Raw genomic sequence first — 13,639 nt, forward strand, 5'->3', positions numbered from 1 at the left:
AATGTCAACACCGAAAAGTAGACTGAACTCGACATGATCAGACCTGACCTCTCCCTCCCGATCCCCGAGTCGATCTCCTCCGCGCACTTCATCGGCATCGGCGGGTCCGGCATGAGCGGGCTCGCCAAGATGTTCCTCGAGGCGGGTATCCGCGTCTCGGGGAGCGATCGCGCCGACAGCGACAATCTGCGCGCGCTTGCGACGGCCGGAGCGGTCGTGCACGTCGGGCATGACGCAGCCCACCTCGCGGACGCCGACACCGTGGTCCACACCGGGGCGATCTGGCCCGAGAACCCCGAGTTCGTCACCGCCAAGGAGCGTGGGCTGCACGTCATCCATCGCTCGCAGGCGCTGCACTGGCTGATCGGTGCTCGCCGGCTCGTCTCGGTCGCCGGCGCCCACGGCAAGACGACCTCGACCGGAATGATCGTGACCGCTCTTCAGGAGCTCGGTGCCGACCCGAACTTCGTCAACGGCGGGGTGATCGAACAGCTCGGCGTCTCCAGCGCGACGGGGTCGGGTGAACTGTTCGTCATCGAGGCCGACGAGTCCGACGGCACCTTCCTGCTCTACGACACCGCCGTCGCCTTGATCACCAATGTCGACCCGGATCACCTCGACCACTACGGTTCCGACGAGGCGTTCCACGATGCGTTCGTCCGGTTCGCCGATGCGGCGACGGAGGCCGTCGTCATCTCGAGCGACGACCCCGGCGCGTTGCGCGTGGGAGCGGGTCTCTCGCACCCCAACGTCATCACCTTCGGGCAGGCTGAGGGCGCGGACGTCAGAGTGACCGACATCGTGACGGACGGGCCCGTGTCGGCCACGGTGAGTCGGGGGTCGGAGAGTGTGCGACTGCAGCTCGCCGTGCCCGGCGTGCACAACGCGATCAACGCGGCCGGCGCCATCACGGTGCTGCTCTCGGTCGGCTTCGGCCTGGCCGAGTCCGCGCGCGCCGTCGAGGGTTTCGCCGGCACGGTGCGCCGCCTCGAGCAGCACGGCGTCGAGCGCGGTGTCACGGTCTACGACGACTACTCCCATCACCCCACAGAGGTGCGCGCGGCGCTCGAGGCGATGCGATCGATCGCCGGGTCGGGCAGGATCATCGCGATCCAGCAGCCGCACACCTACTCACGCACGCAGCACATGTTCCGTGAGTTCGCAGATGTGCTCGAGACGTATGCCGACCACACGGTGGTGCTCGATGTGTACGGCGCGCGGGAGGACCCGGTACCCGGTGTCACCGGCGAGCTGGTGAGCGGCGCATTCCGCGACCCCTCGCACGTGCATTTCGTGGCCGACTGGCAGCAGGCGGCCGACTACACGGCGTCGGTGGCGCGCGACGGCGACTTCGTCGTCACGCTCGGCTGCGGCAATGTCTACCAGATCATCCCGCAGGTGCTCGAGTCGCTGCGGACCACCGAGGTCTAGCAGATGCGTCGTCCGCCTCCGCTTCCGACGCCTCCCGCGGGTCTCGCGGAGGGCGCGCCCCGGCGACGGGCGGAGTCGGGATCCCGAGCTCGCTCGCGCGACCCGGAGTTCGACGAACAGGCAGGCGGTCGAGTCGCTCCCCTGAGGCCGGCGCCCGAGGTCGGCGCGGAGGCCGCCGAGGATGCCGCGGCGCGGCCGACGTCCACGCGGGATGTGTGGCGAGCGGCGAGGGCGCGGCGCAAGGCGCTCCGGGCAGAGATCAGGCGGTTCACGCAGCGGTCGCGTCGGCGTCGCATCATCTGGCTCAGCGCGATAGGCGCCGTGGTCCTGCTGATCGGCGGCACCACTGCGGCCGCGTACAGTCCGCTCTTCGCCGTCGAGAAGATCACGGTGCTGGGCGCGACGACGCTGGATGCCGCTGCGGTCGAGGCCTCGCTCGCGGACCAGGTCGGCACCCCGCTGGCGCTGGTCGACTCGAGCGAGGTGAAGGCGGCCCTGCTGGCATTTCCGCTGATCGAGACCTATGCGCTCGAGGCCAAGCCGCCACACGATCTCACCGTGCGGATCGTCGAACGCACTCCGGTCGGTGTCATCCGCTCGGAGGCCGGCTACACGCTCGTCGACGCCGCAGGAGTCGCTCTCGCCACGACCACCGACCAGCCGGCCGGACAGCCTCTGCTCGAGATCGACGGCGGCACGGACTCTGCGGCCTTCGAGAGCGCGGGTCTCGTGGTGCGCTCGGTTCCCGCAGAGTTGCGCGCCCTGCTCACCGGAGTGAGCGCCACGACGCCCGACGACGTGACACTGACGCTGAGCAGCGGCCTGACGGTCGTCTGGGGCAGCTCGGAGGATTCTCCGATGAAGAGCGAAGTGCTCACCAAGACCCTGCTCAGCAACCCGGAGGCGTCGACGATCGACGTCACATCACCGCATGCGGTGGTCGTGGGCTGAGGTTTCGACGGCAAACGGGCGACACGCCCGTGTCGCTGCGAGTGCACGGGGGCGTGACGCTTACCTTCGAACAAGAGAAACCAATACCGGGAAATACTTTACACCTCTAGTTGAGGTTTAAGGTTCAACCCGGCGGAATCTCCCCACAGACAGGTTCGACTATTCGGAGGCCGGCCATGAGCCAGAACCAGAACTACCTCGCCGTGATCAAGGTCGTCGGCGTCGGCGGTGGCGGCGTCAACGCCGTCAACCGCATGATCGATCTCGGCCTCCGCGGAGTCGAGTTCATCGCCGTCAACACCGACGCTCAGGCGCTGCTGATGAGCGACGCCGACGTCAAGCTCGATGTGGGCCGCGAGCTCACGCGCGGGCTCGGCGCGGGTGCGGACCCCGAAGTGGGTCGACGCGCCGCTGAGGACCACGCCGAAGAGATCGAGCAGGCTCTCACGGGTGCGGACATGGTCTTCGTCACCGCGGGTGAGGGAGGCGGAACCGGAACCGGTGGAGCCCCCGTCGTCGCTCGCATCGCGAAGTCCATCGGCGCCCTGACCATCGGTGTCGTCACCAAGCCGTTCTCCTTCGAGGGTCGCCGCCGTCAGAGTCAGGCCGAGGCCGGTGTGGTGAAGCTCAAGGAAGAGGTCGACACCCTCATCGTGGTGCCGAACGACCGCCTCCTCGAGATCAGCGATCGCGGCATCTCGATGATCGAGGCATTCGCCACCGCGGACCAGGTGCTCCTCGCGGGTGTCCAGGGCATCACCGACCTCATCACGACGCCGGGTCTCATCAACCTCGACTTCGCGGACGTCAAGTCGGTCATGCAGGGCGCCGGTTCCGCGCTCATGGGAATCGGATCCGCCCGTGGCGCCGACCGCGCGATCAAGGCCGCCGAGTTGGCCGTCGAGTCGCCGCTCCTCGAGGCCAGCATCGAAGGCGCGCACGGAGTCCTGCTCTCGATCCAGGGCGGCTCGAACCTCGGGATCTTCGAGATCCACGATGCGGCAGACCTGGTGAAGGAGGCTGCGCACCCCGAGGCGAACATCATCTTCGGTACGGTCATCGACGACACGCTCGGCGATGAGGTGCGCGTCACCGTGATCGCCGCCGGGTTCGACAGCGGCGAGCCTTCGCTCCGTCTGGATCCGATGGTCGTATCGCGCCCGGCCGCGGCCAGCACGCTGCCCGAGGTGGCGCTGTCGAACGACGAGGACAGCAAGCCCGCGGCAGAGGCGCCCGCGCCCGAGAAGGTGCAGCAGCGAGTCGCGGCGACGAGCATCGAGCCGGCTTTCGCGGATGACGACATCGACATCCCCGAATTCCTGAAGTGACTTCGGCGCCGGGCCAGACCGATTCCGGTCTGGCAGCGCGGCTGTCGGCGATCGATGAACGGATCGCCGACGCCGCGCGCCTGGCCGGAAGGGATCCGGGGGAGATCACCCGGATCGTCGTGACGAAGTTCCATCCGTCGTCGCTCGTCCGCGAACTGCATTCTCTCGGCGTGCGTGAAGTGGGGGAGAACCGACAGCAGGAGCTCTCCTCGAAGACAGCCGAGCTCGATGACCTGGATCTTCGCTGGCACTTCATCGGCCAGGCGCAGACCAACAAGGCCTCCGCGATCCGCCGCAGCGCGGATGCCGTGCACTCGGTCGACCGAGACCGGCTGGCGGACGCCCTGCACAGGGCCGCAGAAGGCGACGACCTCCTCGACGTCCTCGTGCAGGTGAACCTCACCGACGACGCGGGTCGTGGGGGAGTCGAGCCCGACGATGCCCGGTCGCTCGCGGAGCACATCCTCTCTCTTCCGTCGCTGCGCCTGCGGGGCGTGATGGCTGTCGCGCCACTCGACGAGGAACCCTCGTCGGCATTCGCGCGCTTGCACGCGATCGCCGAGAGAGTGCGCGAAGTGGAACCGTCCGCCGACTGGATATCCGCAGGGATGACCGGCGACTTCGTCGCGGCCATCGATGCGGGCGCGACACACCTGCGGATCGGGTCCGCAATCACGGGACCCCGCCCCGACCGGGGTTAACCTCTACAAAGACCACCCGACACGTTCGAACCGGAGGACACGATGGGTAACCCGCTGAAGAAGACCATGGTGTATCTCGGCCTCGCCGACGAGGAAGAGGTCTACGAGGAAGAGCAGGCTCCGGCCCGCTCCCACCGAGAGCGTGATCGCGACCGCGAACGCGAGGAGCCCGCTCCGGCGCCCGTGACTCCGCTACGGCGCCCCGTCGCCGTGCGCCAGCCCGCAGGAGGGGCAGTGAACGAGATCCTCACCGTGCACCCGAAGCAGTACCGCGATGCTCAGCTCATCGCGGAGAGCTTCCGTGAAGGCGTGCCGGTCATCATCAACCTGTCGCAGATGAGCGATGCGGATGCTCGCCGTCTCATCGACTTCGCCTCGGGACTCTCGCTCGGACTCTACGGCCGTATCGAGCGGGTCACGTCGAAGGTCTTCCTGCTCTCGCCGGAGAACATCGCGGTCTCGGGCCACGGGGGAATCGCGCACGCGGACGCAGAGTCCGCGGGCTTCGACCAGTCGTAAACCGTGGGGTTCGTCGTCTCCATCGTCGCCAGCATCGTACATCTGGCTCTTCTGCTGTACCTGCTGGTGCTCTTCGCACGTCTCATCCTGAGCTATATCCCGATGTTCAATCGGGAGTGGCGTCCCAAGGGTGCCGGACTCGTTGCAGCCGAACTCGTCTACACGTTGACCGATCCGCCCGTCCGGTTCTTCCGGCGGATCATCCCACCCCTGCGAATCGGCGCGCTGTCCCTGGATTTCGGGTTCTCGATCACGATCCTGATCGTGCTGATCCTCATGAGCATCGTCCGAAGCTTCATCTGAGACCTGCGCGACTTCGGCACCCTGGGGTGTCGCGGCGTCGCGACTGACAGGCTCGGGGACTATGCTTGGCTCCCAGGTGCGCGCCCCGGGTTCGCGCCGAATCTCGACCACGCCATTCTCCAAACTGGCAACCGAACTCATCGAAGGAGCCACCATGGCACTTACCCCGGATGACGTCGTCACCAAGCAGTTCCAGCACGTCCGATTCAAGGACGGCTTCGACCCAGACGAGGTCGACGACTTCCTCGACGAGATCGTCATCGAGTGGCGCAAGGCCCTCGAAGAGAACGTCGAACTCAAGGCCAAGCTGGCCGCGTACGAGTCCGGCGACGCGCCGGCCGCTCCCGCAGCCGCTGCAGAGGCACCCGCCGCGGTCGTCGAAGAGGCTCCCGCGTCGGCTCCCGCTGCCGCAGAGCCCGCTCCGTCGGGTTCCGCGACCGCGACCGCCGGCATCATCGAGCTGGCGCAGCGCCTGCACGATGAGCACGTCGCCGAGGGTGAGGCCAAGCGCGCTCAGCTCATCGCAGAGGCGGAGGGCGAAGTCAACCGCATCCGCACCGAGGCCGAGGCCAAGCAGCGCGAAGAGTCGGCCCGTCTCGAGCGCGAGCGCAATGCACTCGAGGCTCGGATCACCGAACTCCGCAACTTCGAGCGCGACTACCGCTCGCAGCTTCGCGGCTACATCGAGGGTCAGCTCCGCGATCTCGACGAGAAGTCGGCGTCGACGGACTCGACTCCGGTCTCCGCGATCGGACTGTAGGTCGTCCTTTTGCCAGGACGTCGTCCCCTTCGTCGGTCGGCGGCCGGCGCGATCGTTGCGGTTCTCGCAGCGATCGTGCTGGCCGCCGATCAGTTTGTGAAGTACCTCACCACCGAGAACCTGCCTCTGCAGGAGCCGGTGCCGGTGCTCGGTGAGTTCCTTCAGCTCTACTACGTGCGCAACCCCGGTGCGGCGTTCTCGCTGGGATCCGATGTCACATGGATCTTCACCATCGCGCTCGCGGTGGTCGCCGGCGTGATCGTGTGGAAGGCCTTCGGGCTTCACTCCCGCCTCTGGGCCGTGGTGCTCGGATGCCTGCTCGGAGGAGTTCTCGGCAACCTCACCGATCGCCTCTTCCGCGATCCCGGGTTCCCCATGGGACACGTGGTCGACATGATCTCGATGCCCTGGATGATGCCCGCGATCTTCAACGTCGCCGACATCTTCATCGTCAGCGGAATGATCTCCGTCGCACTGCTCGTGGTGCTCGGGCTCCGTTTCGACGGCACGCGCGAACGAGACCATGCGCCTGTCGAGACCGATGAGCAGGCCGAGGCCGCCGCCCTGGCCGAAGAAGCCGACTCGGGCTCTCGCCCCGACGTGTCCCGCCAGGACGGAGCGTCTCCTGATGCCCCGGCCCCGGCCTCGGACGGACGCTGAGCGTGGAGTTCCGCTCCCTCCCGGTTCCTGACGGATTGGAGGGCTCACGCGTCGACGCAGCGCTCGCGAAGCTGATGGGCTTCTCGCGTACGTTCGCCGCCGACGTCGCCTCTGCCGGAGGAGTGCGCCTCGATGGAGTCACCCTCGACAAGTCCGACCGTCTGCGCGGCGGAGGATGGCTCGAGGTGGAGTGGCAGCCGAAGGAGGAGCCGCGGATCATCCCGATCGCGGTTCCCGAACTCGGAATCGTCTACGACGATGACGACATCGTCGTGGTCGACAAGCCCACGGGCGTCGCTGCGCACCCCTCACTCGGGTGGGAGGGCCCGACGGTCGTCGGCGCTCTCGCCGCGGCAGGTTTCCGGGTGGCCACCAGTGGGGCTCCGGAGCGTCAGGGCGTCGTGCATCGTCTGGACGTCGGCACCAGCGGTCTCATGGTGGTGGCGAAGAGCGAGAACGCCTACACGAGGTTGAAGCATGCGTTCAAAGAACGCACGGTCGAGAAGATCTATCATGCGGTCGTCCAGGGGCATCCTGACCCGTTGACCGGAACGATCGATGCACCGATCGGCCGGCATCCGAATCACTCCTGGAAGTTCGCAGTGGTGCCGGACGGCAAGCCGTCGGTGACCCACTACGAGACGCTCGAGGCGTTTCCAGGGGCGTCGCTGCTCGAGATCCACCTCGAGACCGGGCGCACGCACCAGATCCGCGTGCACATGGCGGCGCTTCGGCACCCCTGTGCGGGTGACCCTCTCTACGGCGCTGATCCGACGCTGTCGGCCCGACTCGGCTTGACCCGTCAATGGCTGCATGCGCACAGGCTCGCGTTCGCGCACCCGGCGACGGGGGACTGGGTGCAGTTCGAGTCGCCCTACCCCGCAGATTTCGAGCATGCGCTGGAGATCCTGCGCGGCGAGTGAATCGGCAGCACGGAATGTCGGCCATGTGGGTCAGACTGAGCATATGAGCATCGAGGTGCGCGCGGCGACAGACTTCGACGACGTCGCGGCTCTCGTCGGTCCGAAGAAGCCGACGTCGAACGTGTGCTTCTGCCTGAGCTACCGGATCGGCAGCAAGGAGAACAACGCACTGCGGGGCACGGAGCGTGCCGACCGCGTGCGCGAGCTCTGCCATCAGGACCCGCCGCCAGGAGTCATCGCCTATCTCGACGCAGAGCCCGTGGGGTGGGCGGCTCTGCATCCTCGCAGTGAGACGAGCTTCGCCCGCAATCGGCTGATCCCGCACATCGATGACCTCGACCCCTGGTCGTTGTGGTGCATCCGCGTCCGCCCCGGTCATCGGAAGCAGGGCATCTCGCATGCACTGATCGAGGGTGCGGTCGCCTACGCGCAGCAGCGCGGGGCTCCGGCGGTCGAAGGGTACCCGGTCGACAACCGCGGTGAGAAGGTGAACCTGACGATGGCCTACGTCGGGACCAGGCGACTGTTCGAGAGCGCAGGGTTCCAGAAGGCCGCTGACACCGGATCCACTCTCGACGGGTTCCCCCGAGTGCTGATGCGCCTCGATCTACGCGGATCGCGCCTACGGGCGAAGAAAGCGTGAACCTCATCACCCCACAGAGGCAATACATAGTGTGAGCACAGACAGTGAGATCATCCGGCGGTCGCTGGGCCGGCCGGAGGCATTCGCCGAGTTGTTCGACCGACACGCGCGCGCGGTCAACGCGTTCGCGGCCTACCGCATCGGCTCCGACGCAGCCGAAGACGTGCTCAGCGAGACATTCCTCGTCGCGTTCCGTCGCCGGGCCGATTTCGACCTGAGCAAGGACTCGGCCGCACCGTGGCTGCTCGGGATCGCCTCACGGCTCATCCGTCGGCACAGAGCCGTGGAGGCACGGCACTGGCGTGCGTTCGCCGCTGTCGTCGGCGAGGACCATGTGTCGCTCGGCGGACTCGACGAGGCGATGCGGCGCGTGGATGCCGAGCGCGAACTGCGCGCGCTCAGGGAGAGGATCACGGCGCTCGCCCCCAAGGACCGCGAGACGCTGCTGCTGTATGCCTGGCAGGGCATGAGCTACGACGACGTCGCAGATGCGCTCGGGGTGCCGGTGGGCACCGTGCGATCACGGCTGAATCGCGTTCGCAGGCGATTGGATCCCGCACGAAGGATCCAGGCATTCGAGAAGCAGAAGGAAGGAGAAGTTCGTGGACGTGTTTGAGAGGGTTCAGCAGACCAAGCCGGATCTCGACGGTGCAGATTCGCACCTCGAGGCGGCTCGCGCTCGACTGTTGCGCGAGATCGCGGCTAACACGAGTCCAGGCGCCGCGCGTTCTTCCAGGCCGAGATGGGTGCTTGCCGGCTCGGTGCTCGGAGCTGCGGTCGCGGTCGTCATCGGAGTGGTGGCAGTCAACGGGATCACGGCTCAGACGACCCCTGCGATCGAGGCCGTCCCGACGAGTGAGCCGGGGCAGACTCAGACGCCCGCGCCCCCGACACCTGCTCCCACACAGGCTCCGATGACGTCCGCACAGGTGTTCGGCGCCGCCGCGACCGCGTCCCGAGCGTTCACCGGGCTGACGCTCGCGCCGGGACAGTATCTGCGCGTGCACACGCAATCGGAGCAGGTCGTCTATCACCAGCCCGATCCGGAGGGCGGCCAGTACCAGGCGGACAGATCGAACGCCCAGAACGCCTGGCGCGGGACGTCGTCCTACTACTCCTATTCCCCGGCAGATCCCGCAGAACAGTGGCTCATCGCTCCGGATCAGCCCTGGACGGTGACCGACACATTCGGACCCGACGCCGTGGAACTGTCCCAGGCACACAAGGACGCGATCTCGTCGAACGGCGATTCCTACTTCGACGACGGGCCGTCAGCCCCTTGGGCGACCCCTGACGGCTACGGTCTCGGAGCGTTCTTCGCGGCGATGCCGACGGACCCGCAGGGACTCATCGAGTGGATCCGCGCGAATCAGGGGGTCAGCACCGGCGATCAGGACTACAAGGTCGGGTGGGTCCTCATCGAGCTGCTGTCGCACAACCTCGGCTCGAGCGCGGAGCGCGCGACGATGTACGAGGCTCTCAGCCTGCTTCCCGGATCTGAGATCGTCTCCACCGACGGAGACCTGGTGACGTTGCGCTTCTCGGCGGCGACCGAAGCGCTCTCCGGCGAGGACGCCACCCAGAGGCGCTCGGTCACGATCGACACGACCACTGGCCTCGTGCGGGAGCAGACGGCGACGCTCGACATCGTGTCGGGCCTGATCCCCGCCACCATGGTCGACGAGCGGTACGTCTACACCGTCAGCGTGGTCGATTCGCTTCCGTGACGTGGAGGGCGACGGTGAGGGGCGCCGGGCGCTCGATGTCCCAGGCCGAAAGTAGACTCGAATCATGGCATCCGACTCCTTCGTCCACCTGCACGTGCACAGCGAGTACTCGATGCTCGACGGGGCGGCGAAGATCGCGGCGATGACCCAGGCGGCGGCCGACTACGACATGCCGGCCATCGCGGTGACCGACCACGGCAACACGTTCGCCGCCTTCGAGTTCTACAAAGCGGCGAATGCGGCGGGCGTCAAGCCGATCATCGGGCTCGAGGCCTATGTCACGCCCGGCACGCATCGCAGCGACAAGACTCGAGTGCAGTGGGGGTCTCCGGACCAGAAGAGCGATGACGTCTCGGGCTCCGGTGCCTATACCCACATGACGATGTGGAGCGAGAGCACGCAGGGCATGCACAACCTGTTCCGCCTCAGCTCGCTGTCGAGCATGGAGGGCTACTACTTCAAGCCCCGGATGGACCGTGAGCTGCTCCAGACCTACGGCAAGGGCCTGATCGCCACGACCGGGTGCCCGTCGGGCGAGATCCAGACACGTCTGCGCCTCGGCCAGTACGACGCCGCACGCGCGGCGGCTGCGGAGTTCCAGGACCTGTTCGGCAAGGAGAACTACTTCGCCGAGATCATGGATCACGGTCTCTCCATCGAGCGCAGGGTCATGACCGATCTGATCCGGCTCGCGAAGGATCTGAGCATCCCGCTCGTGGGCACGAACGACTCGCACTACACGCACCAGCACGAGGCCGACGCGCACGAGGCGCTGCTGTGCGTGCAGTCGGGCTCGACGCTCGACGACCCGAACCGCTTCAAGTTCGACGGCGACGGCTACTACATCAAGACCGCCGCCGAGATGCGTCAGCTCTTCCGCGATCACCCCGAGGCGTGCGACAACACTCTGCTGATCGCCGAACGCTGCGAGGTCGAGTTCAACACGGCGGCGAACTACATGCCGCGGTTCCCGGTGCCCGACGGGGAGACCGAAGACAGCTGGCTCATCAAAGAGGTCGAGGCGGGGCTCCACTACCGGTACCCGAACGGGATCCCCGACAAGGTGCGCAAGCAGGCCGAGTACGAGACCGGCATCATCCTCCAGATGGGATTCCCCGGCTACTTCCTCGTCGTCGCCGACTTCATCAACTGGGCCAAGGACAATGGCATCCGGGTGGGGCCGGGACGTGGTTCCGGAGCCGGCTCCATGGTCGCCTACGCCATGAAGATCACCGATCTCGACCCACTCGAGCACGGGCTCATCTTCGAACGCTTCCTGAACCCCGACCGCGTCTCGATGCCCGACTTCGACGTCGACTTCGACGACCGGCGTCGCGGCGAGGTCATCGACTACGTGACCAGGAAGTACGGATCCGAGCGTGTCGCCCAGATCGTCACGTACGGCACGATCAAGTCCAAGCAGGCGCTGAAGGATGCCGGCCGCGTGCTCGGCTTCCCGTTCAGCATGGGCGAGCGGCTGACCAAGGCGATGCCGCCGCCCGTGATGGGCAAGGACATGCCCCTCGACGGAATGTTCGACTCCGCGCACCCCCGCTACAAGGAGGCGAGCGAGTTCCGCGTCCTGATCGAGACCGACCCCGAGGCGAAGACCGTCTTCGACCGTGCGCTCGGCCTCGAGGGCCTGAAACGCCAGTGGGGCGTGCATGCGGCGGGCGTGATCATGTCGTCCGAGCCGCTGATCGACATCATCCCGATCATGCGCCGCGAGCAGGACGGCCAGATCGTCACGCAGTTCGACTACCCCTCGTGCGAGTCGCTCGGCCTGATCAAGATGGACTTCCTCGGGCTGCGAAACCTGACGATCATCTCGGACGCGCTCGACAACATCCGCACCAACCGCGGAGAGGAGCTCGACCTCGAGCACCTCGCGCTCGACGACCGCGGGGCCTACGATCTGCTCGGGCGAGGCGAATCGCTCGGCGTCTTCCAGCTCGACGGCGGTCCGATGCGATCGCTCATGCGCCTGATGCGCCCCGACAACTTCGGTGACATCTCGGCGCTCATCGCGCTGTACCGTCCGGGGCCCATGGGCGCGAACTCGCACACGAACTATGCGCTGCGCAAGAACGGTCAGCAGCCCATCACGCCGATCCATCCGGAGTTCACAGAGTCGCTCGCCGACATCCTCGACGAGTCCTACGGTCTGATCATCTACCAGGAGCAGGTGATGGCCATCGCACAGCGCGTGGCCGGGTTCTCCCTCGGACAGGCCGACATCCTCCGTCGGGCGATGGGCAAGAAGAAGAAGTCGGAGCTGGACAAGCAGTTCGAGGGCTTCCAGGCCGGTATGCACGCCAACGGATACTCCGACGGAGCCGTCAACGCGATCTGGGAGATCCTGCTCCCGTTCTCGGACTACGCCTTCAACAAGGCGCACTCGGCTGCCTATGGCGTGGTCTCGTACTGGACCGCCTACCTCAAGGCCCACTATCCCGCCGAGTACATGGCCGCGCTGCTCACCAGCGTCGGCGACTCGAAAGACAAGATGGCGCTGTACCTCAACGAGTGCCGTCGCATGGGCATCAAGGTGCTCCCGCCCGATGTCTCCGAGTCGATCAAGTACTTCGCCGCCGTCGGTGACGACATTCGCTTCGGATTGGGTGCCGTCCGCAACGTCGGCAGCAACGTGGTCGAGGGCATCATCGCGGCGCGCAAAGACGAGCGATTCACGTCGTTCCATCACTTCCTCGAGAAGGTGCCGCTGCATGTCTCGAACAAGCGCACCGTCGAATCGCTGATCAAGGCGGGCGCATTCGACTCGATGGGGGACTCCCGCCGCGCCCTGCTCGAAGTCCACGAGGATGCGGTCGAGGCGGCTGTGGATCGCAAGCGGAACGAGGCGCAGGGCGCGATCGGATTCGACTTCGACAGCCTGTACGACGGCACGGAGGAGGTGGCGCCTGCGAAGGTGCCGGCACGTCCGGAGTGGATCAAGAAGGACAAGCTCGCCTTCGAGCGCGAGATGCTCGGGCTCTACGTCTCCGACCACCCCCTCGCCGGGCTCGAGGTGCCGCTCGCGAAGCACGCATCGATCTCGATCCACAACCTCATCAACTCCGAGGACATGCAGGACGGAGAGCAGGTCACTGTCGCCGGTCTCGTCACGAGCGTTCAGCACCGTGTCGCCAAGGCCAGCGGAAACCCGTACGGCATGATCACCGTCGAGGACTTCAACGGCGAGGTGACGGTCATGTTCATGGGCAAGACGTACACCGAGTTCCAGCACATCCTGCAGCAGGACTCCATCCTCGCCGTGCGCGGACGGGTGTCGAAGCGCGATGACGGTCTCAACCTGCACGCCCAGTCGGCTTTCGCGCCGGATGTCGGCTCGTTCGACGCCGCGGGCCCCCTGTCGCTCGTGCTGGCCGAGCAGAGGGCGACCGAGCGGGTGATGACCGAGCTGGCCGAAGTGCTTCGACGTCACAACGGCGACACCGAGGTGGTTCTGCGCGTGCACCGCGGAGGCACGGCCAAGGTCTTCGACGTGCCGATGCCCGTCAAGGTCTCGGCCGATCTGTTCGGCGATCTCAAGTCGCTGCTCGGTCCGACCTGCCTGGGCTGAGCGTCGGTGAAGCACCACCGCTCGATGGGTCCTCACGGATGCACCGGGTAGTATCAGGACGCGTTCGGGTGCACGCCGCAGAGGCGCTGCACCGTGGCGAAAGGACCCTC

13 protein-coding genes are annotated in these 13,639 nt (G+C 66.6%); all 13 read left to right on the top strand.

Annotation, left to right across the window (positions count from 1 at the left end; translation table 11 throughout):
* Nucleotides 1-33: 33 nt before the first annotated feature.
* Nucleotides 34-1,431 carry a UDP-N-acetylmuramate--L-alanine ligase gene (gene murC / locus ACIP5T_RS00440; RefSeq protein WP_400859703.1) on the top strand — a complete coding sequence of 466 codons (1,398 nt, stop codon included), beginning with the start codon at nucleotides 34-36 and terminating at the stop codon, nucleotides 1,429-1,431.
* A 3-nt stretch (nucleotides 1,432-1,434) separates the two neighbouring features.
* Nucleotides 1,435-2,382 (top strand): FtsQ-type POTRA domain-containing protein, encoded by a 948-nt coding sequence (locus ACIP5T_RS00445; RefSeq protein ID WP_400859704.1) that lies wholly within the window; start codon nucleotides 1,435-1,437, stop codon nucleotides 2,380-2,382.
* A gap of 176 nt (nucleotides 2,383-2,558) precedes the next feature.
* Nucleotides 2,559-3,710, top strand: coding sequence for a cell division protein FtsZ (gene ftsZ / locus ACIP5T_RS00450; RefSeq protein ID WP_400859705.1), 1,152 nt, complete (start codon nucleotides 2,559-2,561; stop codon nucleotides 3,708-3,710).
* Complete coding sequence (locus ACIP5T_RS00455) at nucleotides 3,707-4,411, top strand: YggS family pyridoxal phosphate-dependent enzyme (protein ID WP_400859707.1); 705 nt, start codon at nucleotides 3,707-3,709, stop codon at nucleotides 4,409-4,411. The genes ftsZ and ACIP5T_RS00455 overlap by 4 nt, the downstream gene beginning before the upstream one ends.
* A gap of 42 nt (nucleotides 4,412-4,453) precedes the next feature.
* The gene (locus tag ACIP5T_RS00460; RefSeq protein WP_400859708.1) at nucleotides 4,454-4,930 is read left to right on the top strand and encodes a cell division protein SepF; all 477 of its coding nucleotides are present in this window, start codon (nucleotides 4,454-4,456) and stop codon (nucleotides 4,928-4,930) included.
* Nucleotides 4,931-4,933: 3 nt separating this feature from the next.
* Entirely contained in the window at nucleotides 4,934-5,233 is a 300-nt protein-coding gene (locus ACIP5T_RS00465; protein WP_400859710.1) for a YggT family protein, read from the top strand.
* Nucleotides 5,234-5,387: 154 nt separating this feature from the next.
* Nucleotides 5,388-5,993 (top strand): DivIVA domain-containing protein, encoded by a 606-nt coding sequence (locus ACIP5T_RS00470; RefSeq protein ID WP_400859712.1) that lies wholly within the window; start codon nucleotides 5,388-5,390, stop codon nucleotides 5,991-5,993.
* A gap of 51 nt (nucleotides 5,994-6,044) precedes the next feature.
* Nucleotides 6,045-6,653, top strand: a complete 609-nt coding sequence (gene lspA, locus ACIP5T_RS00475) for a signal peptidase II (protein WP_400864537.1) — start codon at nucleotides 6,045-6,047, stop codon at nucleotides 6,651-6,653.
* Nucleotides 6,654-6,655: 2 nt separating this feature from the next.
* Entirely contained in the window at nucleotides 6,656-7,576 is a 921-nt protein-coding gene (locus tag ACIP5T_RS00480; RefSeq protein ID WP_400859714.1) for an RluA family pseudouridine synthase, read from the top strand.
* A 43-nt stretch (nucleotides 7,577-7,619) separates the two neighbouring features.
* The gene (locus ACIP5T_RS00485) at nucleotides 7,620-8,219 is read left to right on the top strand and encodes a GNAT family N-acetyltransferase (protein ID WP_400859716.1); all 600 of its coding nucleotides are present in this window, start codon (nucleotides 7,620-7,622) and stop codon (nucleotides 8,217-8,219) included.
* Between the two features lie 31 nt (nucleotides 8,220-8,250).
* Nucleotides 8,251-8,835: an RNA polymerase sigma factor gene (locus ACIP5T_RS00490; RefSeq protein WP_400859718.1), complete on the top strand. Its 585-nt coding sequence runs from the start codon at nucleotides 8,251-8,253 to the stop codon at nucleotides 8,833-8,835.
* The gene (locus tag ACIP5T_RS00495) at nucleotides 8,822-9,946 is read left to right on the top strand and encodes a hypothetical protein (RefSeq protein WP_400859720.1); all 1,125 of its coding nucleotides are present in this window, start codon (nucleotides 8,822-8,824) and stop codon (nucleotides 9,944-9,946) included. The genes ACIP5T_RS00490 and ACIP5T_RS00495 overlap by 14 nt, the downstream gene beginning before the upstream one ends.
* 64 nt (nucleotides 9,947-10,010) lie before the next feature.
* Nucleotides 10,011-13,529, top strand: coding sequence for a DNA polymerase III subunit alpha (dnaE, locus tag ACIP5T_RS00500; protein ID WP_400859722.1), 3,519 nt, complete (start codon nucleotides 10,011-10,013; stop codon nucleotides 13,527-13,529).
* Nucleotides 13,530-13,639 lie beyond the last annotated feature (110 nt).

It is taken from the genome of Microbacterium sp. NPDC088619, assembly GCF_044752825.1.
GTDB lineage: Bacteria > Actinomycetota > Actinomycetes > Actinomycetales > Microbacteriaceae > Microbacterium.

Excerpts from the sequence above, each read along its gene's own strand:
- ACIP5T_RS00445 (WP_400859704.1), top strand. The coding sequence starts at position 1,435 with ATGCGTCGTCCGCCTCCGCTTCCGACGCCTCCCGCGGGTCTCGCGGAG.
- ftsZ (WP_400859705.1), top strand. The coding sequence starts at position 2,559 with ATGAGCCAGAACCAGAACTACCTCGCCGTGATCAAGGTCGTCGGCGTC.
- ACIP5T_RS00485 (WP_400859716.1), top strand. The coding sequence starts at position 7,620 with ATGAGCATCGAGGTGCGCGCGGCGACAGACTTCGACGACGTCGCGGCT.
- ACIP5T_RS00470 (WP_400859712.1), top strand. The coding sequence starts at position 5,388 with ATGGCACTTACCCCGGATGACGTCGTCACCAAGCAGTTCCAGCACGTC.
- murC (WP_400859703.1), top strand. The coding sequence starts at position 34 with ATGATCAGACCTGACCTCTCCCTCCCGATCCCCGAGTCGATCTCCTCC.
- dnaE (WP_400859722.1), top strand. The coding sequence starts at position 10,011 with ATGGCATCCGACTCCTTCGTCCACCTGCACGTGCACAGCGAGTACTCG.
- ACIP5T_RS00460 (WP_400859708.1), top strand. The coding sequence starts at position 4,454 with ATGGGTAACCCGCTGAAGAAGACCATGGTGTATCTCGGCCTCGCCGAC.